At 63.7% G+C, this 26953-nt stretch carries 22 protein-coding genes and 3 pseudogenes; 15 read left to right on the forward strand and 10 right to left on the reverse strand.

Annotated elements, in window-relative coordinates; all coding sequences use genetic code 11:
• The first annotated feature begins 80 nt into the window (after nt 1-80).
• Nucleotides 81-1310, forward strand: a complete 1230-nt coding sequence (locus ACFLEY_RS13455) for an acyl-CoA dehydrogenase family protein (protein WP_060908323.1) — start codon at nt 81-83, stop codon at nt 1308-1310.
• A gap of 9 nt (nt 1311-1319) precedes the next feature.
• Nucleotides 1320-1883 (forward strand): flavin reductase family protein, encoded by a 564-nt coding sequence (locus ACFLEY_RS13460; RefSeq protein ID WP_011088836.1) that lies wholly within the window; start codon nt 1320-1322, stop codon nt 1881-1883.
• A 25-nt stretch (nt 1884-1908) separates the two neighbouring features.
• Here ACFLEY_RS13460 and ACFLEY_RS13465 read toward each other — a convergent pair whose 3' ends face one another.
• The gene (locus ACFLEY_RS13465) at nt 1909-2817 is read right to left on the reverse strand and encodes an NAD(P)-dependent oxidoreductase (protein WP_179883811.1); all 909 of its coding nucleotides are present in this window, start codon (nt 2815-2817) and stop codon (nt 1909-1911) included.
• A 177-nt stretch (nt 2818-2994) separates the two neighbouring features.
• Here ACFLEY_RS13465 and ACFLEY_RS13470 point away from each other — a divergent pair, with 177 nt between their 5' ends.
• The 6 genes and pseudogenes from ACFLEY_RS13470 (at nt 2995) to ACFLEY_RS13495 (ending at nt 9351) form a co-directional block, all read left to right on the forward strand.
• Entirely contained in the window at nt 2995-3978 is a 984-nt protein-coding gene (locus ACFLEY_RS13470) for an ABC transporter substrate-binding protein (protein ID WP_060912626.1), read from the forward strand.
• 77 nt (nt 3979-4055) lie between these two features.
• A complete protein-coding gene (gene ilvD, locus ACFLEY_RS13475; protein ID WP_161534077.1) occupies nt 4056-5750 on the forward strand; it encodes a dihydroxy-acid dehydratase in 1695 nt (564 codons plus the stop codon).
• Between the two features lie 124 nt (nt 5751-5874).
• Nucleotides 5875-6720 (forward strand): annotated as a pseudogene (locus ACFLEY_RS13480) (ABC transporter ATP-binding protein).
• A complete protein-coding gene (locus ACFLEY_RS13485) occupies nt 6717-7502 on the forward strand; it encodes an ABC transporter permease (protein ID WP_028174454.1) in 786 nt (261 codons plus the stop codon). The pseudogene ACFLEY_RS13480 and the gene ACFLEY_RS13485 overlap by 4 nt, the downstream one beginning before the upstream one ends.
• The gene (locus ACFLEY_RS13490) at nt 7499-8266 is read left to right on the forward strand and encodes an ABC transporter permease (protein ID WP_060908322.1); all 768 of its coding nucleotides are present in this window, start codon (nt 7499-7501) and stop codon (nt 8264-8266) included. The genes ACFLEY_RS13485 and ACFLEY_RS13490 overlap by 4 nt, the downstream gene beginning before the upstream one ends.
• 38 nt (nt 8267-8304) lie before the next feature.
• The gene (locus tag ACFLEY_RS13495; protein ID WP_060908321.1) at nt 8305-9351 is read left to right on the forward strand and encodes a peptidase M29; all 1047 of its coding nucleotides are present in this window, start codon (nt 8305-8307) and stop codon (nt 9349-9351) included.
• Here ACFLEY_RS13495 and ACFLEY_RS13500 read toward each other — a convergent pair.
• The 5 genes and pseudogenes from ACFLEY_RS13500 to ACFLEY_RS13520 all read right to left on the reverse strand — a co-directional run bounded on the left by ACFLEY_RS13500 (nt 9348) and on the right by ACFLEY_RS13520 (nt 15047).
• A complete protein-coding gene (locus ACFLEY_RS13500) occupies nt 9348-10340 on the reverse strand; it encodes a 3-hydroxybutyryl-CoA dehydrogenase (RefSeq protein ID WP_211433874.1) in 993 nt (330 codons plus the stop codon). The two genes, ACFLEY_RS13495 and ACFLEY_RS13500, sit on opposite strands and share 4 nt — an antisense overlap.
• A gap of 3 nt (nt 10341-10343) precedes the next feature.
• Nucleotides 10344-11432, reverse strand: a complete 1089-nt coding sequence (locus ACFLEY_RS13505; protein ID WP_060908320.1) for an NAD/NADP-dependent octopine/nopaline dehydrogenase family protein — start codon at nt 11430-11432, stop codon at nt 10344-10346.
• Nucleotides 11429-12964 (reverse strand): class I adenylate-forming enzyme family protein, encoded by a 1536-nt coding sequence (locus tag ACFLEY_RS13510; RefSeq protein WP_060908319.1) that lies wholly within the window; start codon nt 12962-12964, stop codon nt 11429-11431. Before ACFLEY_RS13510 ends, ACFLEY_RS13505 begins: the two co-directional genes overlap by 4 nt.
• 2 nt (nt 12965-12966) lie before the next feature.
• A pseudogene (locus ACFLEY_RS13515) lies at nt 12967-14221 on the reverse strand (acyl-CoA dehydrogenase family protein).
• Between the two features lie 7 nt (nt 14222-14228).
• Nucleotides 14229-15047, reverse strand: coding sequence for an alpha/beta fold hydrolase (locus ACFLEY_RS13520; protein ID WP_060908317.1), 819 nt, complete (start codon nt 15045-15047; stop codon nt 14229-14231).
• A gap of 196 nt (nt 15048-15243) precedes the next feature.
• Between ACFLEY_RS13520 and ACFLEY_RS13525 the strand changes: the two genes are divergently transcribed.
• The 3 genes from ACFLEY_RS13525 to ACFLEY_RS13535 all read left to right on the forward strand — a co-directional run bounded on the left by ACFLEY_RS13525 (nt 15244) and on the right by ACFLEY_RS13535 (nt 18324).
• Nucleotides 15244-16005: an SDR family NAD(P)-dependent oxidoreductase gene (locus ACFLEY_RS13525; RefSeq protein ID WP_060908316.1), complete on the forward strand. Its 762-nt coding sequence runs from the start codon at nt 15244-15246 to the stop codon at nt 16003-16005.
• A 43-nt stretch (nt 16006-16048) separates the two neighbouring features.
• Nucleotides 16049-16885 carry an enoyl-CoA hydratase family protein gene (locus ACFLEY_RS13530; RefSeq protein ID WP_028174463.1) on the forward strand — a complete coding sequence of 279 codons (837 nt, stop codon included), beginning with the start codon at nt 16049-16051 and terminating at the stop codon, nt 16883-16885.
• Between the two features lie 188 nt (nt 16886-17073).
• Nucleotides 17074-18324, forward strand: a complete 1251-nt coding sequence (locus tag ACFLEY_RS13535) for a flavin-dependent oxidoreductase (protein ID WP_060908315.1) — start codon at nt 17074-17076, stop codon at nt 18322-18324.
• Between the two features lie 96 nt (nt 18325-18420).
• Here ACFLEY_RS13535 and ACFLEY_RS13540 read toward each other — a convergent pair.
• Together ACFLEY_RS13540 and ACFLEY_RS13545 are read right to left on the reverse strand one after the other, a co-directional pair.
• A pseudogene (locus ACFLEY_RS13540) lies at nt 18421-18875 on the reverse strand (cupin domain-containing protein).
• Nucleotides 18876-18902: 27 nt separating this feature from the next.
• Complete coding sequence (locus ACFLEY_RS13545) at nt 18903-20078, reverse strand: ABC transporter substrate-binding protein (protein WP_211433875.1); 1176 nt, start codon at nt 20076-20078, stop codon at nt 18903-18905.
• A gap of 278 nt (nt 20079-20356) precedes the next feature.
• On the opposite strand from ACFLEY_RS13545, the gene ACFLEY_RS13550 reads away from it, so the two are divergent.
• The 3 genes from ACFLEY_RS13550 to ACFLEY_RS13560 all read left to right on the forward strand — a co-directional run bounded on the left by ACFLEY_RS13550 (nt 20357) and on the right by ACFLEY_RS13560 (nt 23170).
• Nucleotides 20357-20848, forward strand: a complete 492-nt coding sequence (locus ACFLEY_RS13550; RefSeq protein ID WP_060908314.1) for a MarR family winged helix-turn-helix transcriptional regulator — start codon at nt 20357-20359, stop codon at nt 20846-20848.
• A gap of 149 nt (nt 20849-20997) precedes the next feature.
• Complete coding sequence (locus ACFLEY_RS13555) at nt 20998-22689, forward strand: benzoate-CoA ligase family protein (protein WP_060908313.1); 1692 nt, start codon at nt 20998-21000, stop codon at nt 22687-22689.
• A gap of 22 nt (nt 22690-22711) precedes the next feature.
• Nucleotides 22712-23170 (forward strand): RidA family protein, encoded by a 459-nt coding sequence (locus ACFLEY_RS13560; RefSeq protein WP_060912624.1) that lies wholly within the window; start codon nt 22712-22714, stop codon nt 23168-23170.
• A 28-nt stretch (nt 23171-23198) separates the two neighbouring features.
• On the opposite strand, the gene ACFLEY_RS13565 is transcribed toward ACFLEY_RS13560, so the two are convergent.
• Nucleotides 23199-23927: a CBS domain-containing protein gene (locus tag ACFLEY_RS13565; protein ID WP_060912623.1), complete on the reverse strand. Its 729-nt coding sequence runs from the start codon at nt 23925-23927 to the stop codon at nt 23199-23201.
• Nucleotides 23928-24137: 210 nt separating this feature from the next.
• Between ACFLEY_RS13565 and ACFLEY_RS13570 the strand changes: the two genes are divergently transcribed.
• A complete protein-coding gene (locus tag ACFLEY_RS13570; RefSeq protein WP_060908312.1) occupies nt 24138-25979 on the forward strand; it encodes an alpha/beta hydrolase in 1842 nt (613 codons plus the stop codon).
• Here ACFLEY_RS13570 and ACFLEY_RS13575 read toward each other — a convergent pair.
• A complete protein-coding gene (locus ACFLEY_RS13575) occupies nt 25976-26950 on the reverse strand; it encodes a CHAD domain-containing protein (RefSeq protein WP_060908311.1) in 975 nt (324 codons plus the stop codon). The two genes, ACFLEY_RS13570 and ACFLEY_RS13575, sit on opposite strands and share 4 nt — an antisense overlap.
• Nucleotides 26951-26953: the final 3 nt, after the last annotated feature.

Consider the following 26953-nt stretch of genomic DNA (forward strand, 5'->3'; position numbering starts at 1 on the left):
CGACGCCACTGTGTTAGTGTTGCATCGGCTTGATTTGGCAAGGTTCCCGCCGCATAAGTGTGGGAAAGCGAGGGATGCGAATGGCGCCTGGTCAAGAACCCAGCGTGGGCCAGCCTGCGGGGCCGGAATCCGGCGAACGCGCCTATGCGGCAATGATCGCGAAGGCCCGGGCGCTCGTGCCACGACTGCGAGAGCGGGCAGCCCGAACCGAAGAGCTACGCTACCTTCCGCCCGAGACCGAACGGGATCTGCACGACTCCGGCCTGTTCCGGATGCTCCAGCCCAAGCGCATTGGCGGCGCCGAACTCGACTATGTCGCCCTGATTGATTGCGCCGATCTTCTCGGACAAGCGGACGCGTCGGCGGCCTGGAATCTCGCCAATCTGGCGAGCCATCATTGGATGCTCGGCATGTTCGAGCAAAAGGCGCAGGATCTGGTCTGGGGCAGCGACCCGGATGTGCTGATTGCATCCTCATTCATCTTTCCTGCGGGCCGCGCCACGAGGGTCGAGGGCGGATACCAATTGCACGGAAGCTGGCCGTTCTCCTCGGGCGTTGCGTCTTGCGAATGGAACATGCTCGCAAGCGTGGTTTCCTCTGATGATGAAGCAGACGGCATCGAATACCGGATCTTCTTGCTTCCGAAACATGACTACAAGGTGCTCGACACCTGGAATGTCGCAGGATTGCGCGGTACGGGGTCTTGCGACGTGGAGGTCAGGGAGGCCTTCGTGGCCGACCATATGACGGTTGCCGTCGGTGAGCTTGCCGGCGGCCCGACGCCCGGAAGCAAGGTCAATCCCAATCCGTTATACGCGCTACCCGTGTTCTCGCTGTTTCCCTACGTCCTGTCCGGCGTCGCGCTGGGGAACGCGCAGGCGTGCCTGAACGACTATATCGAGGTCGTCCGTCATCGCATTTCCACCTACAACCGCGCCAAGCTGAGCGACTTCCAAAGCACGCAGATCAAGATCGCGGAGGCCTCGGCCAAGATCGATGCTGCACGTCGGACCATGCGTTCGGCGTGTATCGATGCCATGGAGGATGCACGACGCAGCCACATTCCAGACATGGCGACCAAGACCAGGTACCGACGTGACGGTGCTTTCTCGGTCAATCTATGTACCGACGCGGTCTCAATGCTATTTGCGGCGAGCGGGGCGCGCGGGCTCTTCACGGCGGGCGTGTTGCAGCGGCAGTTTCGCGATGCGCACGCGATCAACTCGCATCTCGCATTCAATTTCGATGCGGCCGGGACCAATTATGGACGCGTGGCACTGGGCCTGCCGTCCGAGAATCTCACGCTGTGAGGCCGGCCGATGAATGATCTGCCGAAGCAGCCGGCCGTTCCAGATCCAGCCAACGAGCTCGCGAGCGACAGCTCGCCAATTGATCCCCGTGATTTTCGCAGCGCGCTCGGCACCTACGGAACAGGCGTCACGATCATCACTGCCGTCGCCCCCGACGGAAGACCCTATGGCATCACCTGCAATTCCTTTGCATCGGTCTCCTTGAATCCTCCTCTCGTCCTCTGGAGCCTCGGAGTTTATTCTTCGAGCCTGACCGTGTTTCAGAACGCGAGCCATTTTGCCGTCCACGTGCTCGGCGCTTCGCAACAGGCGCTCGCAAATATATTCGCGAAATCGTCCGACGATAAATTCGCTGGCGTCGACTGGACGCCGGGGCTTGGCAACGCTCCCGTGCTTGCCGAAAGCGTCGCCAATTTTCAATGCCGTTCCGTCAACCGCTATTATGGCGGCGATCATGTGATCTTTCTTGGGGCGGTCGAGGCCTATGCCTACAATGCCAAGGATACATTGCTGTTTGCACGCGGGGCGTATGGCCGGTTCGTGGCCAACGATGAACGCAAGAAAACACCGTAACGCGTTTCAGGTCGCACCCGGTGGCTCAATATTCTGTTGCTGAAAGCTTGTAGATCTCCAGCGCGTCCGCATCCGCGCCTCGCGCGGCCTTGGCCAGCCTGAAGAGCTGTCCCGCAAGCGTAGCCATCGGCACCGGTGTCGACGTCGTCTGCGCGACATCGGCAACCGTATCGAGGTCCTTGAGCATCGTGGCGATATGGCCGAGCGGCGGTGAGTGAATGCCCTGGACCATCCTCGGGACGAAGAGCTGAAGCGGGATCGAATCCGCAAATCCGCCCGCGAGCGCTTCGGGCAGCCGATTGGCATCAATTCCGGCGTTCACGGCGAGACGCGTTGCTTCCGCGAGAACGGCCATGGCGCATCCGACGATCACCTGGTTGCAGAGCTTTGCAGTCTGGCCGGCGCCGGTGGGGCCCATGTGAGTGAACCTGCGGGCCATAGTCAGCACATAGGGCCTCACCCTCTCGATGTCGGAAGCGTCTCCACCGGCCATGATGGCAAGCGTGCCTTCCTCGGCGCCCTTGGTGCCACCGGACACCGGTGCATCGATCCAGCCTGCGCCGTTCGCAGCTTTCAGTCGCGTTGCGAGGTCGCGCGCGGCGTCGGGATGGATTGACGAGAAATCGACGACGAGCTTGCCTGCACCGGGAGCGGTTGAAAGACCTTCGGCTCCGAAAATCACCTCTTCCACGGCCGCGGCATCCGTCACGCACATGAAGACGATGTCCGAGCTCGCCATAACGTCGCGGGGCCTGGCTCCGTGCCTTGCGCCAGCTTCGACGAGTGGAGCGACCTTGCCCTCTGATCGGTTCCAAACACTGACCTGATAGCCGGCCTTGAGCAGGCGCCGGGTCATGGGCGTTCCCATGAGTCCAAGGCCGAGATAGCCGAACCGCTCGTCGCGTTGCGGGTTTGCCTTGCTCGCATCAGCCATAGGTTGCCTCCTCCTGTCGCAGCACAACGTCACGCGACCGCCGCTTTACCATACATGGCGCGTCCCGCGGCGAAACCGGACCGCTTGCATGGCTTGCTTGATTGTTTGAACCATGAAACATTTGGGCCGGTCGGGTTGGGTGGTGCCGGTCGGCGCCGGAGCAACGGAGTGGGCGCGATGCGAACGGTTTCGAGGTTGATGCTGGCGACGGGGGCGGTGGCGGCCCTGATTGCGGGCGCAAGCCCCTCACGGGCGCAGCAGGCGATCCGCGTTGGCTGGACCATCCCGGCCGAGGAATCCAAATACTGGATGATGCGCAGGCCGGCTGAATTTCCTAATATCGGCAAGACCTACAACATCGAATGGACCCAACTTCAGGGCACCGCGCCGATGACGCAGGCATTGGCGGCAGGCGCACTGGATTGCGCGACGCAGGCGCCGCTGTCGCTCTCCAACGGTGTGGTCGGCGGCAATCTCAAGGCTTATATCGTGGCTCAGCACGTCTTTGAGAAGCCCGGCGGCTTCTCGGTCTACTGGGCTGTCATGGATGACTCGCCAATCAAGACCATTGCCGATCTCAAGGGCAAGACCGTCGGCATTTCCGTGATCGGCGGCGGCACGCAAGGGCCTTTCAACCTGCTCCTGAAGCAGAATAGCGTCGATCCGGCCAAGGATATCAAGCTGGTCGAGGTCGGCTTTGCCGTCTCCGAGGACGCGTTGCGCCAGGGCCGCGTCGACGCGGTCAACATGAACCAGCCGTTTGCCGCCCGCGCGGAAGCCAAGGGTGGCACAAGGAAACTGTTCTCGCTGTCCCAGGCGATGCCGAACATCGTGCACATCCTGGAGGCCTGCCGTGCCGATTTCGTCGACAAGAACCCGGAATTGGTCAAAGCCTATGTTCGCGACATCACTTCGGGCATGAAGAAGGCGCTGGCGAACCGCGAAGAGACCCTGAAGGTCGTGTCCGAGGTGCTGAAGGCGCCTGTTCCGGTGCTCGAGACCTACCTGCTCAAGGACAACGACTTTGGCCGTGATCCGGGGGCGGCACCGAACTTCCCCGCGATCCAGAAGATGCTGGACATCTACGCGGAGACAGGAATGCTGCCGAAGCTGGACGTCGCACAATTCAAACATCCGACGATCGTCGCACCGCTGCAATAAGTATTCGCGCCGTCTTTTGAGAGACGAAGTGGCAATGTCCCGCCGCGTGCGGGACATCGCACGAAGGTGATGCAAATATGAAGAAGTTGCGATCACGGATAACGACAGACGGCCTCGACCGGGCCCCGCACCGCGCATTCATGCGCGCAATGGGGCTGGACGATGCGGCAATCGCCAAGCCCATGGTAGGCATTGTCAGCATGAAGGGCGAGCAGACGCCCTGCAACATGACCCACGACTTCCAGGTGGCCGCGGCCAAGACAGGTATTGAGGAGGCCGGCGGCACGCCGCGCGAATTCTCGACCGTGTCGGTCTCTGACGGGATCAGCATGAATCACGAGGGAATGAAGTTCTCCCTCTTTTCGCGCGAGCTGATCGCCGACTCGATCGAGGCTGTCGTTCATGGTCTCGCCTATGACGCGTTGATCGGATACGGCGGATGCGACAAGACGCTTCCCGGCGTGATGATGGGCATGGTTCGTTGCAACGTGCCGTCGATCTTCATCTACGGCGGCAGTTCGCTGCCGGGGCGCGTGGACGGGCGAACGCTGACCGTGCTCGACTCCTACGAGGCTGTCGGCAGCTTCATGACCGGAGAGATCGACGGCGCCACACTGGAGCGGATCGAGCGCGCCTGCCTGCCGACCATCGGTGCGTGCGCCGGCCAGTTTACTGCGAACACCATGGGAATGGTGTCGGAGGCGATGGGGCTGACCATTCCCAACGTCTCGATGGTGCCCGGTGTCTACGCCGAGCGCGCGCAGATCTCGCGACGCGCCGGGCGGCTGATCATGGAAATGCTGGAACGCGGTGGGCCGCTGCCACGGGACATCGTGACGCGGAAATCGCTGGAGAACGGGGCGGCGATCGTCGCCGCTACGGGCGGCTCGACCAACGCCGCGCTGCATCTGCCCGCCATCGCGAACGAGGCCGGCATCGCATTCACGATCGACGATGTCGGCGAGGTCTTTGCCAGGACGCCGCTGATCGGAAACCTGCGGCCCGGCGGCAAATACACGGCGAAGGATGTCTACGACATAGGTGGCGCCGCCGTAGTGATCCAGGAGTTGATCAGAAGCGGTCACATCGACGGTAACTGCATCACCATCACCGGCCGGACGCTTGCCGAAGAATATGGCGCGGCCAACGCGCCGGACGGCGAGGTCGTTTACGCGGCAAGCGCGCCGATCATGCCGGATGGCGGTGTCGCGGTGCTGAAGGGCAACCTCTGTCCGGACGGTGCGGTCATCAAGGTCGCAGGTTTGAAGAGCCAGTCCTTCGAGGGCGTTGCGCGCGTTTTCGAGGATGAGGAGGCCTGTGTCGCAGCGGTTCGCGACCGCAGCTACAAGGCAGGTGAGGTCCTGGTGATCCGCAACGAAGGGCCGGTTGGCGGCCCCGGCATGCGCGAGATGCTCGGCGTCACCGCGCTGATCTACGGGCAGGGCATGGGCGAAAAGGTGGCCCTGATCACCGACGGGCGGTTCTCCGGCGCGACCCGCGGCATGTGCATCGGCTACGTGTCCCCCGAAGCATTCGTTGGCGGTCCGTTGGCCCTCGTTCGCGACGGCGACAAGATCCGGATTGATGCTACAAATCGGCGTATGGATATGCTGGTCGACGAGCCGGAGCTCGCGGCGCGCCGACGTGATTGGAAACCGCGCCCGCCGCGTCACCGCGCAGGCGCGCTCGCAAAATATGCGCGACTGGTCGGCCAGGCGCCGGGCGGAGCGGTTACCCATGAGGGGCCGGCAGAATGGCCCTGGTTCGAATGACGCGCGTACCTGTGCGAGAACGGCCACCTGTCTGGCAAGTTTCTTGCTAAGCTCCTGCCGCTGACGGAGGACATCCAGCAGACAAGTTGCGCGACGTTCGTGCGCGAGTGAAGTGAGAGACGGGATGAAGGTCGTGCCTTCGAGATCGAGCGAATGGGTGGGAGCGGTGACGCCACAAAAGCCGGCTTCTGCGATCATCGAGATCGACCGCGTCTCGCAGGTTTTTCAGACCTCGTCGCGCAAGGATCATCTGGCGCTATCGGAGATCTCGCTAACGATTGCCGAGGGCGCCTTTGTCTCCATCCTTGGTCCGTAGGGTTGCGGCAAGTCGACACTGCTCTACATCGTCGGGGGCTTCGTCAGCCCGACCAGTGGCGCGGCGAAGATCAAGGGACAGGCGATCACAGGACCCGGTCCTGATCGCGGGCCGGTGTTCCAGGAGTTTGCGCTCTTCCCCTGGAAGACCGTGCTGGGCAATGTGATGTACGGGCCGCGTCAGCAGGGCGTGCGGATCCCTGAGGCCGAAGCGCAGAGCCGGGCGCTGATTGAGATGGTTGGCCTCAAGGGCTACGAGAACTTCTATCCCAAGGAGCTGTCGGGCGGCATGAAGCAGCGCGTGGCGCTGGCTCGAACGCTCGCCTACCATCCCGAAGTGCTGTTGATGGACGAGCCGTTCGGCGCGCTCGACGCTCACACCCGGACGCGCTTGCAGAACGATCTCCTGAACATTTGGGAGCGCGACCGCAAGACGGTGCTGTTCGTCACACATTCGGTGGACGAAGCCGTCTTTCTGTCGGACAAGGTCGTGATGATGTCGAAGTCGCCCGGCCGCATCCGGCAGGTGATCGATATCGATCTGCCGCGGCCGCGCCGCCGCAACGAGCTGTTGCTCGATCCGCGCTACCAGAAGTACGTCGTCGACATCGAGCGCATGTTCGACGAGGTCGACGAGACCGGATCGCCGTCATGACATTGCTGGCTACCTCCGCCAGACGTGCTGCCCCGGTGTTCGCCTGCATCGGGCTGCTGGCGATATGGCAGGTCGCCTCGATCGCGCTGAAGAACGACAGCTTTCCGACGGCGATCGAGGCGATCCGGGCGATTCCGGATATTCTCGGCGACAAGGAGTCGCTGATCAATATCCTGGCCTCGCTCCGCCGCATGGCAATCGGGTTCGGTGTTGCAGTGCTTGTTTCGATTCCTCTCGGCCTGCTGATGGGACGCAGCCGCGCAGTTGCGGCCTTCTTCAATCCGCTTCTGATGGTGATCTACCCGGTACCGAAAGCGGCCTTGATGCCGATCATCATGCTGTGGCTGGGGGTCGGTGATATCGCCAAGACGCTGGTGATCTTCCTCGGCGTCAGCCTGCCCGTGATCTATCATAGCTTCGAGGGCGCCAGGGCGGTCGAAGAAAAGATGCTGTGGTCAGGTGCGGCCATGGGGCTCTCGCCCTTGCAACGGTTGGTTCGCATCGTGTTGCCGGCGGCGCTGCCGGAGATCCTGACTGGATGCCGCACGGGCTTGGTGCTGGCGCTGATCACAATGATCACCAGCGAAATGATTGCCCGCCAGTCCGGCGCCGGCAACATCCTGTTCAACGCGCTCGACATGGGTCAGTACGACACCGTCTTTGCGATGATCATCATCGTGGGAGCGATGGGAATCTGCCTCGATGCGATCTTCGAGCGGGTCCGCGCAAGGCTTGTGCGCTGGTCCGAGCCTCAGTTCGACATACCGTTGAGCTTCTCATGACGCCGCGTATTCTCCCATCAAATGTCCTTCTCGGAATCGCGCCAATCGTGCTGGTCATCGCGGTTTGGCAATGCCTGGTGTCATTCGGCTTTGCGCCTGCGGTCCTGCTGCCGCCGCCCGGGTTCGTCTTCAGCCGGTTGCTCCAGCAGCTCGTGACGTGGACATTTCAGCAGGAGATCGCGGCGACCTTGATCCGGTTGTTTGCCGGCTTCGCGATTGCGGTCGTGCTTGGTGTCAGCATCGGCATCGCGGCTGCTGCCAGTCCCGCGATCGATGCTGTGGTTCGGCCGATCGTCCGCGTGTTGGCGCCGTTGCCAAAGGTTGCGCTCTATCCGGCGCTCCTGCTGCTGCTCGGCTTCGGCCACGGATCGAAGATCACGCTGGTGGCCGCGGATGCGCTGTTCCCTATTCTGTTGTCCACCTACTACGGCGCCTCGACCGTCGAGCAGAAGCTGATCTGGTCGGCCATGGCGGCGGGAACGCCGCGCTATGAAGTCCTTTTCAAGGTGGTGCTGCCGGCGGCGATGCCGTCGATCCTGACCGGCTGCCGGATCGGCCTTGTCATTTCCTGCATCGTGGTGTTTCTGGCCGAGATGATCACATCGACGGACGGGCTGGGCCATGCCCTCGTCACGGCGGCCCGGACGTTCCAGGCCGTCGACATGTTCGTGCCGTTGATCACGATCTCGCTGCTCGGGTTGATCCTGAACGCGCTGCTGGGCGTCGTGCGATCGTACCTCCTACGGGGCTTTCCCGAAGCGTGATCTGACGGAACAAGAAACCACGATACCGGGAGTGAACCATGCTGGCTGATCGCATCGAAGCAAAATGGATCGACGCATTTTGTGAGATTTTCGAACGATGCGCCGTCAAGGCCGGCGATACCGCGGCGATCCTCTCGGAGACGCAATCGCGTGCGCTGAATGTACATCTGGCGGAACTCGCGCTGCTGCGGATGGGGGCGCGGCCATTTCATGTGGTGATGCCGACGCCGCGCAATCGCAATATCGTTCCGGTTCGTTCGACAGGCGCGAGCGAGGCGATCCAACGGCTCGGCCCGGTAATCAGCGCGCTTCAGCAGGCCGGCTTTGTGGTTGATTGCACCATCGAGGGCCTGATGCACGCGGTGGAGACGCCCGAGATCCTCAAGGCAGGCGCGCGGATCCTGGTGATCTCCAACGAGCACCCGGAGGCGCTGGAGCGGATGGTGCCGGACCCCGCACTCGAGAAGCGCGTTCGCGCGGCGGCGAAGATGCTGCGCGGGACCAAGCGGATGCGGGTCACCTCGAAAGCCGGCTCGGCACTCGACGTGGACATGATCGGTGCTTCAACGGTCGGCGTATGGGGCTGGACCGACAAGCCCGGCACGCTCGCGCATTGGCCGGGCGGCATCGTCGTCAGCTTTCCCAAGAGCGGGACGATCAACGGTACGCTGGTGATGGCGCCCGGCGACATCAACCTCACATTCAAGCGCTACCTGACGTCACCCGTGAAGATGACGTTGAAGGACGATTACGTCGTCGAGCTGGAAGGGGAGGGCACGGATGCCGCAATGATGCGTGCTTATCTTGCCGCCTGGGGCGATCGCGAGGCTTACGCCGTATCGCATGTCGGTTTCGGCATGAACCCTGGCGCGCGCTATGAAGCACTGTCGATGTACGATCAACGCGACACCAATGGCACGGAGATACGTGCGGTCTCCGGCAATTTCCTGTTCTCGACCGGCGCGAACGAATTCGCCGGCCGCTACACGGCGGGTCATTTCGACCTGCCGATGATGGGAACCACTATCGAGCTGGACGGCGTCGCGGTTGTGCGGGACGGCGTGCTTCAGGACGTCTTCGGTTAGTCGCGGTCGAGCACTGGCGGGCGAGCCAGCTCGAAATGCCGGAGCAGGTCGACCATGGCCTGAAGCCGCTTTGCCCGATAGGCGTCGACATCGAGCCCGGAATAATCGAGAAAGCCTGCGCCGGTTCGCAGGCCGATCCGGCCTTCGTGCATGTTGCGCGAGATGACGTCCGGCGCGCGATAGCGGTCGCTACCGAGGGCACCTTCGAGATAACGGCTCGCATAGTAGAGGATATCGCCGCCGCCCCAGTCGATGAACTCGAGCAGCCCTAGCACGGCGTAGCGGAAGCCGAAGCCGTAGCGGATCGCCTTGTCGATCTCCTCAGCGCTGGCGACGCCTTCCTCGACCATGCGCGCGGCCTCGTTCATGGCCAGCGCCTGGATGCGCGGGACGATGAAGCCGGGCGTCGCCGCGCAGACCACCGGAACCTTGCCGATCCCTTCAAGCAGCGCCTTGACCTCCTCGATGATGGCTGGATCGGTGGCTTTGCCGGGCGAAACCTCGACCAGCGGGATCAGATAGGCCGGGTTGAGCCAGTGGACGTTGAGAAAGCGGCGAGGGTTCATGATCGCGCCGGACAGATCGTCGACCAGAATGGTCGACGTGGTCGATGCAATGATCGTGTCGGGCTTTACTTGTCTTGAGGCCGCCCCCAGCACCTCCCGCTTGAGTTCGACGACTTCAGGGACGCCCTCAAAAACCATTCCGGCGTCGGCAAGCGCTGCGCCGCTCTGGCTAGCCGTCACAACCGAGACGCGCGCGATGAGCGGATCGACATCTGCCTCGGTCAGCAGCCTCAGGTTCGAGAGGCTCGCGAATGTCTTCCTGACTTCGCCGATCGCATCCGTTTCCAGCTTGGCGAAGTCCTCGGCAGAGCGGGGCTTGACGTCGATCATCGTGACCCTGTGCCCGGCATAGGCGAACGCGACGGCGATGCCGCGCCCCATGCGGCCGGCCCCGAGACAGGCGATGTTGGCGCGACTGGTCATCGATCAAAATCCATTGCGAAGCAGCGTCTGCAATTCGGCCTTGCCAAGGCCGCCGAGACCCAGCGTATCGAGCGTTCGGCCGCCTTGGGCAAAATCTTCGCCGCAGATCGCGCCACCGATGGCGAGGAAAGCCTTGGCCAGCGGCGTAGCCACGCCCGCGAGGCCGGCGACGGACACCAGCAGCGACAGCCCAAGCCGCAAATCCTCACGCATGTAGCGGTGCTCGGTCAGCACGATGCGCTCGCGCCAGTCGCCGGAGTCCGTCAGCCGGTCATGCGAGCCGCGACCATACATCCAGATTTCGCCCTCCTTCGCGTAGTGGTGAGCGAGCGGGAAATGCGGTGCACTGTAGCCGAGCGCCTCCCGTACCGCGATCCGCTCGGCGTCGAGCGCGTCGGTCACCCGGCGGATCGAGGCTTGGGTTCCTTCCTTGTGGATGTCCCATCGCTCGAAATGTTCGATCGGGCCGGCGTTCATCACGATCAGTGGCGGATGGATGATCGGACCTGCATTCATCAGCGCGCCGGACAGCGCATCTCCGCATGGTTCGATTGCGTCGGGGAAGGCGCGTCCGATCACGTCGAGCGCGTGCGGCGCCCGGTCGAGCGGAAAGACGCCAACCGGTAGCCGCTTCGCGCGGATCGTGATCGCGACCTCGAACGGCCCGTGCTTGCGGGTGAGCCAGGGCAGCGTGCCCGTTTCGGCAAAGCTCGCCTTGGCCTGGTTGCCGGCGTCGTGGGCGGCCTTCGCGAAGATCATCGAGCCGAATGTCGCGGGCGGCAGAAACACGACCTGGCCGTCCCGCAGGTGCGGTGCGACGAGCCTTGCAATATCCGGCTGTGCGAAGGCGGGAGCAGGGCACAGGATCAGTTCGACACCGTTCATGGCTTCGGCGATGTCGGTCGTCACCAGCGCGAGCTTCATGTCGTGGCGGCCGTTATGGTCCTTCACCAGAATGCGCGAGCCGTCGGCGCGATGCGCGGCGACCTGATCCGCGTCGCGGCGCCAGAGCCGGACCTCATGTCCCGACAGCGCAAAATCGCCCGCGGCCGCGAAAGAGCCGTTTCCTCCGCCCAGAACTGCAATCTTCAAGATGTCTCTCCCCGTGCGCGCGATTGCGCATCAAGCTGCTTCAGCACGAAATGCTGGACCTTGCCCAGCGCCGTGCGCGGCAGGTCGGTGACGAAGACGATGTCGCGCGGAACCTTGTAGCGTGCAAGCTGCGCCTGGAGATGCGCCCTCAGTTCCTCCGCTTCGAGCCGACAGCCGGATCGCCGGATCACATAGGCGATCGGTACCTCGTCCCAGCGCGGGTCCGGCCTGCCGATCACCGCGCATTCGCTGACGTCGGGGTGTTCCAGCAGGACGCGCTCGACCTCGGCCGGGTAGACATTCTCCCCGCCGGAAATGATCAAGTTCTTCATGCGGTCGCGGATCCAGAAGTAACCGTCGGCGTCGCAGAGGCCGATATCGCCGGTGCGATACCAGCCATCGTTCAGCGCATCGTGCGTGGCGTCCGCATTCCCCCAATATTCGAAGAACACGTTGGGGCCGCGCACCGCGATCTCCCCTGGCGTGCCCGCCGGCACCTCACGGCCGGCCTGATCAATCACTTGCGCTTCGCAGCACAGGCCCGCAAGTCCGGTTGATCCCTCTCGCGAGAGATCGCCGCCAAGCCGCGTATAGATCGCGATGGGGCAGGTTTCGGTCGAGCCATAAACCTGAAGCACGGGAACGCCGCGCGCGACAAAGCGGTCGATCAGGTGCGGCGGCACGATGGTCGAACCGGTGGCCACGGCCTTGAGCGATGAGAGATCGGCCGTGGTCCAGGCGGGATGCTCGCTGACGGCCTGAATGATGGCCGGCACCATCACCGTCAGCGTGGGGCGATCGCGCGCGATCGATGCGAGCGCCGTATCCGGCGCGAAGCGGGCGTGGATCGTGACGGTCGCGCCGAGCTGAAGCGCCGGCGTGGTCTGGATATTGAGACCGCCGACGTGGAACAACGGCAGCACCGTCAGCACGTGATCGTCGGACGTCATGCTGTGCATGTGCTGGCTCATGACGCCGTTCCAGAACAGCGCTTCCTGACGCAGCACCGCGCTCTTCGGCCGGCCGGTGGTCCCTGATGTGTAGACGATGAGGAGCGGGCAAGAGAGGTCGGTGTGCGGATTTCGGCTGGAGCCGTCGCTATGCGCCAGCAGGCTTTCGAAAGTCGTGCCGCGCGGCGGCGCAAAGTCGAGGCCGACAACGGATGTCCCCGGCGCTGTCCGCACGAGCTCGGAAAGAACTCCCTCAAATGCCTGCTCGAGCACCAGGACCTTGGCGCCCGCATCGGTGAGAATGAAGAGCTGTTCGGCGATCGCCAGCCGCCAGTTCAAGGGCACCAGCATCGCCCCGAGCCGCGCGCAGGCATAGAGCAGAACCAGATAGTCCGGCCGGTTCAGGCTGAGGATCGCGACGCGATCGCCCCGGCCGACGCCGAGCTCCTGCTTCAAGGCCGTGGCGGTCTGCTCGATACGCGCGGCAAACGCCGCGTAGCTCAGCCGCTCCCCCTCGAAGGCGATAGCCGTCTTGTCTGGCGCGAAGGCCGCGTTGCGGTCGATCAGACTACAGAGGTCCACCGTCAGTCGTCCGTTTCGCCAGCCTCATACAGCGCCTCGCGCCCGATACGGTCGAGACAGAGCTCGGCCGTCCAGGGCAGCATCAGCGAGCCGCAGCGGCTGTCGCGATAGATCCGCTCCAGCGGGAGCGAGCGAAGCATCGCCTGGCCGCCGCAGGTGCGGATCGCGAGTGCGGCGAGCTCATTGGCCCCCTCCATCACCGAATATTGCGCGGCGTAGGCGCGCAGCACCTGCTCCTTGCTCGGATTGGCGCGCGCCTCCGTGACGGCCTGGAACCAGATCGACTTGATCTGCTCGAGCTTGATCTGCATCTGCGCGACCGCGATCTGCTTGGTCGGGTACATCCGTCGCTTGACCGGCGGCATGCCCGGCACCTCGCCGCGCAAGTAACGCACGGTGAAATCATAGGCTGCTTGCGCGAGACCCATATAGGTCGGCGACAGCGTCAGGAACATGTGCGGCCAGCGCATCGCGGCTTGGAAATAGACGCCGCGCGGCATCAGCGCGGAATCCTCCGGGACGAACACGTCCTCGAACAGCAGCGTTCGCGAAACAGTTCCGCGCATGCCGAGCGGATCCCAATCGCCGACGACGGAGACGCCCTGCGACTTCGCCGGAATTGCGACGTAAAGCGTGTTGCGGCGCGAGGCCTTCTGGCCCTCCTCGATTTCGGTGCAGAGCACGCCATAATAGTCGGCGTGGCCGGACAGCGATGCAAAGATCTTCTTGCCGTTGACGATCCAGCCGCCCTTCACGGGCTTTGCCTGCGTTCCGAAGGCGACGCCGCCGGCGGCCGCCGCACCGCCTTCGGAGAAGGGCTGCGAATAGATCGCGCCGCCGCTCGTGCTCGGCGCGGGTCTCCGCGTCCATGTCGAGATCGTCCGCGAGGGGGCCCGACCACAGGGTGGAGCAGACATGCATGTTCCAGGTCAGCGCGGTCGCGCCGCAATAGCGGCCAATCTCGGCTGCGGCCAACGCATAAGTCTGGTAGTTCGCGCCGAGGCCGCCGTGCTTCTTGGGGACGGCGATGCCGAGCAGGCCGACGCGATGCAGGTCGCGATAATTCTCGGTCGGAAAGATCGCCTCGCGGTCGTAGGTCGCAGCGCGCCCGGCGAACACGCTCTGGCCGATCTCGCGGGCGCGCGCGATGATGCCGGCCTGTTCGTCGCTCAGGCGGAACGCGACGGGATCGAAGATCGGTGCATCCAGCACGACCTTGTCACTCGCGCCGATCGTCTTGCTGACTTGCATGGTCATTGCGCAGTCACCTGTGTTTTGCAACGACGGAGTCGAGGAACTTGCCGAGCGCCTCGTCAAAGGCCTCGGGACGTTCGAGGTTCGCGAGATGGCCGACGCCGGCCAGCTCGACATATTGAGCCGAGGGAATGTAGGTCGCCGTCTTCGCCATCATGGGCGCTGGTGCGTTGTTGTCCTTGGAGCCGGACAGCAGCAGCGTCGGCACGGAAATATCCTTGAGCGTGCTGCGCTGATCGAACCCGATCAAGGCCAGCATCATGGCGCGATAGCTCGCTTCGGGTACGCTTCCCATGCACGCACGCGCAAGTTCCATCCCTTCCGCATCAGGATTGTCCCCCACCAGCTCCTTCACCAGCGAGGGCGCCAGCGACCTCATCGTCTCGCCGCGATCGAGCGGTCCGAGCCGCGCTGCGATGAACGATTTCTGCCAGTCGCCATCGGCCTTGCCGAACGCCGGGCTGGTCTGCGCCAGCACGACCGCGCGCGCCAATTTCGGCGATTGCTCCAGCCATTTCTGGACGATCATGCCGCCGATCGAATGTCCGACCAGAATGGGCCTTGTTACGACGAGCTGCTCGATGAATTGCTGGAGCGCATCGGCCAGGGCAGCGATGCTGACGCGGGCAAGCGGCGCCGATCCGCCATAGCCCGGCATGTCCCATGCGATCGCGCGGAAGCGGTCGCCGAATGTGGCAAGCTGGTGCCGCCAGGCGCGCGCCGCGCCGCCAATCCCATGCAGGAAAATCAAGGGTATCGCGCCCGGATCGCCGGTGGCTTCATAGGCGAAGCGTCCGTCCTTTGTTATCATCGGCGCAGGTTGCGGCACGCGATATCCTCTTGCTGGGCCCGGCGATGCTAACAGGCCTATCGTCGATGGGAAGAGATAATTTTATACTTAAAGCAATTTTCGGGCCGGTCTTTCCCGCGTGGGCTTTCGCGACGTCGACTGGCGCCGTCGTTGCAAAAGTTTGAAGGTTAAAATATATCGGAGGCACGATCAGCAGATCCCAAGGAGCCAGCGCATGTCCGGATTGCCGCACTCGCCGCACGCACTGGTAACCGGTGGCGGCCGTGGGATCGGCCGCGCGATTGCAGCATCCCTCGTCGGCGCCGGCGCCACCGTGACGGTGCTCGGCCGGAATGCCGCAGTTCTGGACGAGGCGGTCCGCGCGGGAGCGGCGCATTTTGCAGCTGTCGCCGATGTCTCGGACGAAGCTGCGCTGAAAGCAGCCATCGTGGAGGCGCATGCGCGAAAGCCGATCGACATTCTGATCGCCAACGCGGGCAGTGCGGAGTCCGCACCGTTCTCCAAATCGGACAGCGCCCTGTTTGCGCGCATGATGGACGTCAATTTCATGGGCGTGGTCCATGCCGTTCGCGCCGTACTGCCGGGGATGAAGGATCGCCCCTATGGCCGCATCGTCGCGGTGGCGTCGACGGCGGGGCTGAAGGGGTACGCCTATGTCAGCGCGTACACCGCGGCCAAGCATGCAGTGGTCGGTCTCGTGCGTTCGCTCGCCCTCGAGATGGCCGGCAGCAACGTGACCGTGAATGCGGTGTGTCCCGGCTTCACGGACACCGATCTGGTCGCCGGCAGCATCGAAAACATCATGAAGAAGACAGGGCGAACCCGCGAGCAGGCGATCGCCGAGCTCGCCAAGCACAACCCGCAAGGGCGGCTGATCTCGCCTCAGCAGGTGGCCGACGCCGTGCTTTGGTTGTGCGGCGAGGGTGCCGGCGCGATCACGGGGCAGGCGATTGCCGTTGCCGGCGGTGAGATCTAGCGTGCGCGACGCAGGCCCAGAACGAGGAAGCTAAGGAGATCGTATGAGCAGACCAGCCAATCCCGTGACCCTGCCGCTCGCGGACTATTCGCCGCAGCACTTCCTGCTGGCCGTGGTCGACGGCGTTGCCACGGTGACGCTCAATCGTCCCGAGCGGAAGAACCCGCTGACCTTCGAGAGCTACCGGGAGCTTACTGATTTCTTCCGCGCCTGCGCGTTCGACGATGCGGTCAAGACGATCGTTGTCAGCGGCGCCGGCGGCAACTTTTCGTCCGGCGGCGATGTGTTCGAGATCATCGGCCCGCTCGTGAAGATGGATACCAAGGGGCTCACTGCCTTTACCCGCATGACGGGAGATCTCGTCAAGGCGATGCGGGCGTGCCCGCAGCCGATCGTGGCCGCGGTCGAGGGCATCTGCGCGGGCGCCGGTGCGATCGTCGCCATGGCGTCGGACATGCGCCTTGCCGCGAGCGGGGCCAAGGTCGCGTTCCTGTTCAACAAGGTGGGCCTCGCCGGCTGCGACATGGGCGCCTGCGCGATCCTGCCGCGGATCATCGGCCAGTCCCGGGCCTCCGAGCTGCTCTATACCGGCCGGTTCATGACCGCGGAGGAGGGCGAGCGCTGGGGCTTCTTCAGCCGCATCGTCACGCCGGAGCAGGTGCTGCCCCAGGCGCAGCTCCTGGCAAAGCAGATCGCCGAAGGGCCGACCTTCGCCAACACCATGACCAAGCGGATGCTGGCGATGGAATGGGCGATGTCGGTGGAGGAGGCGATCGAGGCGGAGGCCGTTGCTCAGGCCCTGTGCATGACCACAGCGGATTTCGAGCGTGCCTTCCAGGCCTTCGCCAGCAAGGTCAAGCCGGTCTTCAGGGGCGACTAAGGCGGTTGCTTTTACCCGTGGAGGGGCCAGCAATGGGGGACTTGCGCGAAATTGGGAGCTGAGAATTAAGGCTAAGCCCAAGACCCCGGCCAAGCTCAAGGTGGAGGCGACAAAGCCGCTTGCGGCGGAGTGACCGCCCATGCGACGTTAACCCCATTGCCTGGCGTATTTCGAGTGGAGTAAGGGCGATGAAGGCGATTATCGTCGGTGGCGGTATCGGAGGTCTCACCACGGCATTGATGCTGCGCTCGCGCGGCATCGCTTGCGAGGTTTTCGAGCAGGCCGACACCATTCGCGAGCTTGGTGTCGGCATCAACACGCTGCCGCACGCCATGCGAGAGCTTGCCGGCCTTGGCCTGTTGCAAAAGCTTGACGACGTCGCGATCCGCACCGATCAGCTCTACTACCTCAACCGCCATGGCCAGGAGGTCTGGCGCGAAGCCCGCGGCATCGACGCGGGGCACGACGTGCCGCAATTCTCGATCCACCGCGGTCGCCTTCAGGGCGTCATCCATCGCGCCGTCGAGGAGCGGCTCGGGGCGGACGCAATCCACACCGGCTGCCGTCTTGGTGCGTTCACGCAGGACGAAGGCGGCGTTACGGCTTACTTCTTCGATCGCTCAGGCGCACACATCCACACGGCGCGCGGCGATATCCTGATCGGTGCCGATGGCATCCATTCGCGCGTGCGCGACACGCTGTTCCCGAACGAAGGACCGCCGTGCTGGAACGGCCTGATGCTGTGGCGCGGCGCGCGCGACTGGCCGCTGTTCCTCACCGGCAAATCCATGATCGTGGCCGGTGGCCTCAACGCCAAGGTCGTGATCTACCCGATCGCGGAGGGCTCGAGCCCCGCGAGCCGTCTCACAAACTGGGCGGTGCTGGTGAAGGTCGGCGAGGGCAATGCGCCGCCGCCGCGGAAAGAGGACTGGTCGCGTCCGGGCCGGCGCGAGGAGCTGATGCCGCATGTGGCGCGCTTCTCGGTGCCCTATATCGATGTGAAAAGCCTGATCTCGGCAACGCCCGAGTTCTACGAATATCCGACCTGCGACCGCGATCCCTTGCCCTATTGGTCCTCGGGACGCGTCACGCTACTCGGCGATGCCGCGCATCCCATGTATCCGGTCGGCTCGAACGGCGCCTCGCAGGCGATCCTCGATGCGCGGTGCCTTGCCGACGCGCTGGTGCGCGCCGAGCATCCGCGTCAGGCGCTGGTCGAATATGAGAAGAAGCGCTTGCCGATGACCGCCGATATCGTTCGCTCCAACCGGCGTGGCGGCCCCGAAGGGGTCATCGACGCCGTCGAGCAGCTTGCGCCTGATGGCTTCGACAATGTCGACAACGTCCTGAGCTATTCCCAGCGCGAGGCGATCGTGCGCGGCTATGCCACCAAGGCCGGCTTCGCTGCGGTGCCGGGGCTCGCAGCGGTGCGCGCCTGAGACGCAAAGGGGCGATGAACCGTCATCGCCCTTTGGCTTTTTGATTGAGCAAGACCTTTCCGGAAAACCGCCTCGCGCTTTTCCGGGGGCATGCCGCTAGCCGCCGGGAGGCGGCGGCAGGAAGTGGATGTTGAACTCGGCGGCCATCGCCACCACGTCCTCAGGCTTCTGCTCCTTCATGTTGTGAAGGCCCCAGAACAGGTCGAACAGCTTGCGGCTCGGCGCCACCCAGAACAGCACTTTGCGGTCTGTTCCGACTTGTTGAAGATGCCGTGCGGCACGCCCATGCCGAGGCGGATCAGGTCGCCCGCGGTTGCCTGTGACTCCGAATTGCCGAGCATGAAATCGAGCTTGCCCTCCAGCATGTAGAGATACTCATCCTGGTCGGGATGAATGTGCGGCGGCACGAATGTGCCCGGCGGCAGCGTTGCGTGCCAGGAGATGCTGTTCTCGGCATAGCTCTTCGGCACATAGGTCTGGCCGAGGATGTTCCAGGAAATGCCCTGGATGCCCTCATTAGCCCGTGTGATGCCGGTGATTTCGCTCTTCATTGCAGTCCTCCCGTAACGCGATGCGGCTTAGTTTGCCGCCTTGCAGTCCTTGGCATAGCGGTCGCCGTAGTTCTCAAAGACCCTCTGGACGATCTCGGTCTGGAACTTGCCGTCCGGGCGCTTGGCAACCTTGGTGAGGTAGAAATCCTGGATCGGATAGCCGTTGGTGTTGAACTTGAAGGCGCCGCGCAGCGAGGTGAAGTCGGCCTTCTTCAGGGCGGCTGCGACGGCATCCTTGTTGGAGAGGTCGCCCTTCACACCCTTGATGGCGCTGTCGATCAGCATGGCGGCGTCATAGGCTTGGAAGGCGTAGGTGCCGGGCACGCCGTTGTAGGCGGCCTCATAGGCTGCGACGAACTTCTTGTTCTGGGGATTGTCGAGATTGGGTGCCCAGTTCGCGCCGCCGAACATGCCGACGGCCGCGTCCTGTTGCGCCGGCAGGGTCGATTCATCCACCGTGAAAGCCGAGAGCACCGGAATGCTATCGGCAAGGCCGGCCTGCCTGTACTGCTTCACGAGATTAACCCCGAGACCGCCCGGCATGAACGTGAAGAGCGCATCGGGCTTCTGCGAGGAAATCTTGGAAAGCTCCGGCTGGAAGTCCAGCGTGTTCAGCGGCATGTAGGATTCCTCGACGATCTCGCCCTTGTAGTCGAGCTTGAAGCCGGCGACCGAGTCCTTGCCGGCCTGATAGTTCGGCACCATCAGGTACATGCGCTTGTAGCCGCGATCCTGCGCGACCTTGCCGAGGATCTCGTGAACCTGGTCGTTCTGGTACGAGGTCACATAGAAGAACGGGCTGCAGTCCTTGCCGGCAAAAGTCGACGGGCCGGCATTGGGGCTGATCAGGAAGACTTTCGATTCCGTCACGGGCCGGTGGATCGCCTGGAGAATGTTGGAGAAGATCGGCCCGACCACGAAGTCGACCTTGTCGCGTTCCAGAAGTCCCTTGACCTTGGTCACCGCTGCGTCCGGCTTGAACTCGTCGTCGACCACCACGACCTCGACATCGCGGCCGCCCATCTTGCTGCCGAGATCCTTCACCGCGAGTGCAAAGCCGTCGCGAACCTGCTGGCCGAGCGCGGCGGCGGGTCCCGACAGGGTCACGATCACACCGAGCTTGATCTTCTCCTGGGCGAGGGCGGGGCTCATTGCGGTGCCGAGCAGCAAGGCGGCTGCGGCCAAGGTCGTTTGCGTCTTCATCATCTGTCCCCCCGTGACATCAGGGCCTGCGCTGCAAGCCGCGTACTCCAATACAAGCTTATGCCGATGATGGCTGCCGCGGCAAGCAAAGCTCAAGACGCCGCCATCTCGCGAGGCAGCGAGCATGCAAGCGGCGCGCCAATTACTAGAAGCCTAAAGAAATCGACGTGCGGTCGATTGCTGCAGCTTTGGACTTGCGGCCGGCTTCAATTTATTTGAAGCTCAAAACGTTGGGAATCCGTGCTGGCGCCAATGCCTGCCGTCAATGACTGCATCAGATGCTTGATTCCGAGACCAAGGCCGTCGAGACGCCGGAGGACCACGCCGAAGAGCTTCGGCTGTGGCTGCGTATGCTTACCTGCACGACCCTGATCGAGGGCGAAATCCGCGGCCGCCTGCGGCAGCGGTTCGACGTCACGCTGCCCCGTTTCGATCTGATGGCACAGCTCGACAAGGCGCCCGATGGCATGACGCTGTCCGATGTCTCCAAGCGCATGATGGTCTCCAACGGCAATGTCACCGGCCTCGTCGAGCGTCTGGTGGAATCCGGCCATCTCGACCGGCGCACGTCGGAGACCGACCGCCGGGTCCAGGTGATCCGCCTGACAAAGCTCGGGCGCGCCGAGTTTCGCCGGATGGCGGCGGAACACGAGACCTGGATCGCCGATCTCTTCGCCGACCTGACGCCGAAGGATGTGCGCGAGCTGATGCGGCTCCTCGCAAAGACCAAGGCGTCGGCGCAGAAGTCGGCTGGCCGCCGCCGGGCGTAGGTCCCGCGGGCCGATGCGCCCGTCAATCCCACCTTGCCGCAGGAAAATGCACGGGATGCCCAAAATCCACTATTGCACCAAATTGTTTTAAGCCTAAAATGTTTCCCAGTTAGTGCTGCCGGGTGCTTCCATGCGCAAAGGAGCGTGCGATGGCCAACGCCGCCAAGGTTCAAATGTCGGGCTCGTCTGACGGCAATGCTGCGACGGCCCATGTCGATACGTTCGCACGGCAACATCTGCCGCCGCGCGAGCTGTGGCCCGACTTCATCTTCACACGGCCTGAGCTGCAATATCCGCCGCGATTGAACTGCGTCGGCTATTTCCTCGATCGCTGGGTCGACGAGGGCCATGGCGACGCGCCTTGCGTCATCAGCCCCGCGGTCAGCTACAGCTATCGCGAGCTGCAAGCGCTCGTGAACCGTATCGCCAATGTTCTGGTCGGCAAGCTTGGTCTCGTGACCGGCGGGCGCGTGCTGCTGCGCTCTGCCAACAATCCGATGATGGTCGCAACCTATCTTGCGGTGATCAAGGCCGGAGGCATTTGCGTCGCGACGATGCCGCTGCTGCGCGCCAAGGAGCTGTCCTATCCGATCCAGAAGGCGGAGATCACGCTGGCGCTCTGCGACGGAAAGCTCGCCGACGAGATGGAGAAGGCGAAAGCTGCAGCGCCCGGTCTCAAGCAGGCCGTCTATTGGGGCAACGGCGCGGCCGACTCGCTCGAGGCGCTGATCGCCGACGCAAGCCCGGAGTTCAAGGCCGTCGATACCGCCTCCGACGACGTCTGCCTGATCGCCTTCACGTCGGGCACGACCGGCGATCCCAAGGGCACCATGCATTTCCACCGCGACATGCTGGCCGTCTGCGACGGCTACGCGCGCAACATCTTGCGCGCCGAGCAGAAGGATCGTTTCGTCGGCTCCGCACCGCTCGCCTTCACGTTTGGCTTCGGCGGCGTGCTGTTCCCCATGCATATCGGCGCCTCCTTCGTCGTGCTGGAGAAGACGACGCCGGACGACATCCTGACGGCGATCGAGCAGTACAAGACCACGGTATGTTTCACCGCGCCAACCGCGTATCGCGCCATGATCGGCAAGCTTCCGGGCCGGGATATTTCTTCGCTTCGCAAGTGCGTCTCCGCCGGCGAGACACTGCCCAAGCCGACATTCGATGCCTGGTTCAAGGCCACCGGCATCAAGCTGATGGACGGCATTGGCTCGACCGAGATGCTGCACATCTTCATCAGCGCGACCGAGGACGAGATCCGTCCGGGGGCAACCGGCAAGCCGGTGCCGGGTTATGAGGCGAAGATCGTCGACGACGCCGGCAATGACGTGCCGCCTGGGACGATGGGCCGCCTCGTGGTTCGCGGTCCGACCGGGTGCCGCTATCTCGCGGACGAACGGCAGCGCAAATACGTCCAGAATGGCTGGAACATCACCGGCGACACCTACCTGATGGATGACGACGGCTATTTCTGGTACCAGTCGCGCTCCGACGACATGATCGTGTCGGCCGGCTACAACATCGCAGGCACCGATGTCGAGGCTGTGCTGCTGACGCATCCCTCCGTCGCCGAGTGCGGTGTGGTTGGCGCACCGGACGAGGCACGCGGATTGATCGTGAAGGCTTATATCATCGCCGCGCCCGGCGTAACGCCGGATACCCAACTTGCGGCCGAGTTGCAGGAATATGTCAAACGCGAGATCGCGCCCTACAAGTACCCGCGCGCGATCGAGTTTGTGACGCAATTGCCGAAGACCGAGACCGGCAAGTTGAAGCGTTTTGCCCTGCGGCAACTGGCTCAAGCTGCGGCGACGTCGTCGGGCGTTGCGGCAGAATGAGGGAAGGACGGAGAATTTGTCCGTGACAACGCCGAAAGGCCCGCAGCTCGCGGTGCTGTCGACCGCCGATGAGAAGGTCACGCTTTCGGCGGCGCAGATCCTCCAGCCGGCCGGCTGGCCGGTGCCGAAAGGCTACGCCAACGGCATGGCCGCCGACGGGCGGATCGTCGTCACCGGCGGCGTGATCGGCTGGGATGCCGACGAGCGTCTCGCGGACGGCTTTGTCGCGCAGGTCCAGCAGGCCCTGAGCAACATTGCCGCGATCCTGACTGAGGCCGGCGCACGCCCTGAGCATCTCGTGCGCCTGACCTGGTACGTCGTCGACATGGACGAATACCTCGCGAACCTGAAGGAGCTCGGCAAGGTCTACCGTGCCGTCTTCGGTGCGCACTATCCGGCAATGGCGCTGCTTCAGGTGGTACGGCTGGTCGAGAAGGCGGCGCGCGTCGAGATCGAGGCCACCGCCGTCATTCCCCGCTGAGCCGCGTTTGCTCCCTCAGCTTGCCTTGTTAGCTCGCTTTGGCGAGATCGTCGTCCTCGGGTGAGTTCAGATAAACGCCGGACATGGTGTCGACCCAGCACAAATGGTCGTGCACCTTCTTCACGCCCTCGACGTTCTCCGCCGCGACGACCGCGGCCTGCCGTGCGCGTTCTTCGGTGATGACGCCGCTGAGGTGAACGATGCCGTCGCGAACGATGACGTTGAGTCCGAACGGGCACCAATCGTTCTTCTCCATGGTATCGATGATGCGGTTGCGAATATGATCGTCATCGGCCGTCGGATCCGGCACCTCGCGGGCGAGCCCCGCGACAGCCTGCAACAGGTTGGCGCGGGACACGATCCCGACGACCATGTCGCCGCGTACCACCGGCAGGCGCTTCACGTTGTTCCGTTCCATGAGGTCGACGATCTCCGCGAGCGCCGTGTCCTCGGTGATGGTCACGGGCGAGGCGGTCATCACCTCCGAGACCTTGCGGCCGTGCTCGTGGACGAAGTCGCTGGCCGATTTGCCCGGACCGAGGATGAACCGCAACCAGCGCCCCCGCTTGCGCCCGGTGCCGATCTCGCTGCGGCGGATGAAGTCTCCTTCCGAGACGACGCCGACGAGCTTGCCGGTGTCGTCGACCACCGTGAGGCCGCTGACGTGCCGCTTCAGCATGATGTTGGCCGCCTCGACGATGCTGGTATCGGGGGTGACCGAGATGACCGACCGGGTCATGATCTGATGGGCGCGCATGGACGACTCCGCTGGCTTGTCGAATTTCAATGCGCAAAACCTAGCCCGGCCGTCGGGGTGTGGTTTGACTCAGGTCAAGCGATCCAGGCCGTTTCTCCCTGGTTGAGCAATTGTGATCCGTGCCCGGATTTGATGCAGCTCAACACGTATCGGAAGCGTCGCCATATCCTGTTGCCGACATAGATCAGAAGCCCGCAGGATCATTCAGCCATGAGCGTCGTGAAGGTATTTCCACGGGCCGAAGAGCCGCCGGCACAGGCTCTCCCCGCCAATTCGGCTGCCGAAGCCCCTGCGACGATCCCCGAAAGGATCCCTGAGAAGCCGGCCGTCGCCAATTCCCTGCCTGCATCGGAGCTGTACCCTTTCGACCGCGCGTTTCATGCGATGCTGGCGCGGTTCACGGGCGGGATTTCGCCTGTGGCCTTGTCGCTCGCCTGGCTCGACTGGGGCACGCATATTGCCGCGGCGCCGGAGCGCCGGATGCAGATGTTCCGTAACGGTCTTCGCGATACCGGTATGCTCCTGCAAGCCGTCGCGCATGCGACCTCGCAAAAGCCGTGGTCCGTGATTGAGCCGCAGGGACGCGATCGTCGCTTCAAGGACCCGCAATGGGAGACCGCGCCGTTCAATCTGCTTGCGCAGGCGTTCCTGCTGTCGGAGCGCTGGTGGCACGATGCCACGACCGGCGTGCGTGGCGTGTCGCATGCAAACGAAGCCGTCGTCGAGTTCTCGGTGCGCCAGATGCTCGACATGCTGGCGCCGTCGAATTTCGCGGCCACCAATCCGCAGGTTCTCGAAAAGGCGTTCCAGAGCGGCGGCGAGAATTTTGTGTTCGGTTGGCAGAACTGGTGCAGCGATCTGATGCGGCTGCTCTCTGTCTCGAAGCCGGCGGGTGACGAGCAGTTCGTCGTCGGCAAGACGGTGGCAGCTACGCCCGGCAAGGTCGTCTACCGCAACGATCTGATCGAGCTGATCCAGTATCATCCCACGACCGCGCAAGTGCGACCCGAGCCGATCCTGATCGTGCCGGCCTGGATCATGAAGTATTACATCCTCGATCTGTCGCCGCAAAATTCCCTGGTCCGGTATCTGACCGGTCAAGGCTTCACCGTGTTCGCGATCTCCTGGCGCAATCCGGATGCGAAGGACAGGGATGTTGCCTTCGACGACTATCGCAAGCTCGGAGTGATGGCTGCGCTGGACATGATCGGCCGGATCATGCCCGATCGGAAGACCCATGCGCTCGGCTACTGTCTGGGCGGCACGTTGCTGTCGATCGCCGCGGCGGCCATGGCGCGCGACGGCGATGGCCGTCTCGGCACCATCACGCTCCTTGCCGGCCAGACCGACTTCACCGAGGCCGGCGAATTGACGCTCTTCATCAACGAGAGCCAGGTCGCCTTCCTCGAAGACATGATGTGGCAGCGCGGCTATCTCGACACGACGCAGATGGCCGGTGCGTTCCAGCTGCTGCGCTCCAACGAGCTGATCTGGTCGCGGCTGTCGCGTGACTATCTGATGGGCGAGAGTTCGCAGCCGAGCGATCTGATGGCCTGGAACGCCGATGCCACGAGGCTGCCTTATCGCATGCACTCGGAGTATTTGCGCAAGCTGTTCCTCGACAACGATCTGGCCGAAGGCCGCTATCGCGTCGAGGGCAGGAGCGTCTCGCTCTCCGACATTCACGCGCCGATGTTTGTGGTGGGCACGCTCGCCGACCACGTGGCGCCGTGGCGATCCGTCTACAAGATCCACTATCAGGCTGATGCCGACGTAACCTTCCTGTTGACCAACGGCGGCCATAATGCCGGCGTCGTCGCGCCTCCTGACGAGCCCTGGCACACCTATCAGGTCATGACCAAGGCCGCGGATGCGCCGTATGTCGGCCCGGACGAGTGGCTGAAGCTGGCGCCGCATGTTGAGGGATCGTGGTGGCCGGAATGGGCCCAATGGCTGGCGGCGCGCTCAGGTGAGCCCTGTGATCCACCGTCGATCGGTGTGGGGGGTGCTGACGGTCTGCCCGACGCGCCGGGAGACTACGTCCACAGCTAATCCTCAGGCTCCGCGTTCGGAGCAAGGTCTGACGAGCGGAAGGGCTTGGCCTTGTCCAGTTTCCGGTAGGCCGTAGAGGCGGTTCGCAGCAGCCTCTTTTCCCGCTTGCGGTCGAGGAAGCGAATGCCGGCCTCGGGGCCGGCGCCGTTCAACGACGCTGCCAGCGCTTGCCCGCGCGCATCGTCGTTCAATTGCCCGAGGGACCTCTGTGCCTTGCGCAATTGCTTGAGGATGGACTTCTGCTTCGCCAGGGAATCGTCATCGAACAGGTCCGTGAGCGACTCGATCGAATAGGTCAGCCGCTTGTTGAGAAGCCGCAACCTGTGTCGTTTCTCGACATCGAGCTTGCGCAGCTTCCTGGCCTTCCTGAGCAGCGTCTCTTCCCACTCGGTCAGCCGCGCCGTCGCGTGGTCGGCGAGCGAGCAACGGCGCAACCTGACGGCTTCCTTGCTGCGCCGGGTCGACCAGGGCCCGCTCTCGATCCACGCCGAGGTCTGCTCTACCAGGCGCTTGTAGCGCGCGGATTGCAGCGCGCGCGCGAGCAGGCGGTGGCTCTCGGCGCGCTTCTCGTCCCAGTGCTGGAGCTCGGCGATCACGGCGAGCTCGTCGCCACTCTCGGCGACGACCCGCTCGATCGCCACGTCGAGATCCCGCACCAGGCCGAGCTGGCTGTTGAGCCATTTCAGCTCGGCCCAGACGTTCGGCCGCAGCGTGTCGTCCACCATGGGCGAGAAGAAGCGGATGGCGGTGCGCAGATGCGTCAGTGCGATGCGGATCTGGTGCAGCGCGTCGGGATCGCCGCGGCAAGTGCCGTCGTGCTGGGCAAGGACCGCACCGAGGTGGCGGCGGGCGATGATCCGGAACGCCGTATCGCAGGCCATGCCGGGGCTGAGGCGGCCGGGCAGGGCATTGCGCCGCGTCGCCGGCTTGGCGCGCGCGGTCGCGGTCGAACTCGTGGTGGGTTGCGACATCCT

The sequence above is a fragment of the Bradyrhizobium sp. YCK136 genome, assembly GCF_044570075.1.
In the GTDB taxonomy this organism is placed as follows: Bacteria; Pseudomonadota; Alphaproteobacteria; order Rhizobiales; family Xanthobacteraceae; genus Bradyrhizobium; species Bradyrhizobium diazoefficiens.